This is a genomic window from Mesorhizobium sp. M7A.F.Ca.ET.027.03.2.1, assembly GCF_003999175.1.
Classification (GTDB): domain Bacteria; phylum Pseudomonadota; class Alphaproteobacteria; order Rhizobiales; family Rhizobiaceae; genus Mesorhizobium.
Map to the genome: position 1 here is coordinate 1 of NZ_RZOM01001748.1, position 646 is coordinate 646.

The 646-nt window shown below is 60.2% G+C and carries 1 tRNA gene and 1 pseudogene; one reads left to right on the top strand and one right to left on the bottom strand.

Features of this window, described 5'->3' with window-relative positions:
* Positions 1-159 precede the first annotated feature (159 nt).
* Positions 160-244, bottom strand: a tRNA-Leu gene (locus EN750_RS37815).
* Positions 245-479: 235 nt separating this feature from the next.
* Here EN750_RS37815 and EN750_RS41345 point away from each other — a divergent pair.
* Positions 480-646 (top strand): annotated as a pseudogene (locus EN750_RS41345) (lipoyl(octanoyl) transferase LipB); the annotation flags it as partial.

Below are 646 nucleotides of genomic sequence, written 5' to 3' on the forward strand. Positions count from 1 at the left end.
GGTGCAAATCAGGTCTAGAGCATCGGACCCAAAGGGGAAACCGGTTTCGGGAGAATCCGACGCTCAAAAAGAAAGTGGCGTAAAGCGCGGGAATATCAAACGAAATGCGCCCGGCCCGCAGCGGGCGGAGCTTGCACAATCGGGATCTGGGAAGGAAAATGGTGCGGTCGAGAAGACTCGAACTTCCACGGGTTGCCCCACAGCGACCTCAACGCTGCGCGTCTACCAATTCCGCCACGACCGCACGTGGTAGAGCCGGAACCGACCGGCTCGCGGCGTGTAGCAAATCGTTTCCGGCGAAACAAGTGCACGGCAAGCAATAATGTCAGGCGATTGGCATAATGCTCCACAGGGTCCGAACGCAGCGCCGGAACTGGACGTTTGCGCCTGATATCGCCATATGGAAGGCAAGTTGATGTCACCCAAAGGTGCGAGGCGGTTTTGGGACGCGACATGCATAAGCGAAAAGACGATACGCCATGCCCGAACGCAGCCAGATCGCCACGTCGTTCCTGCCGCTCCCCGGTTCAGCACCGGTCGAATGGCTGATCGAGCCCGGCCTTACCGCCTATCCCGAAGCACTTGCCTTCATGGAGGCGCGCGCCGAGGCGATCCGCAGCGGCGCTGCCGGCGAAATGGTCTGGCT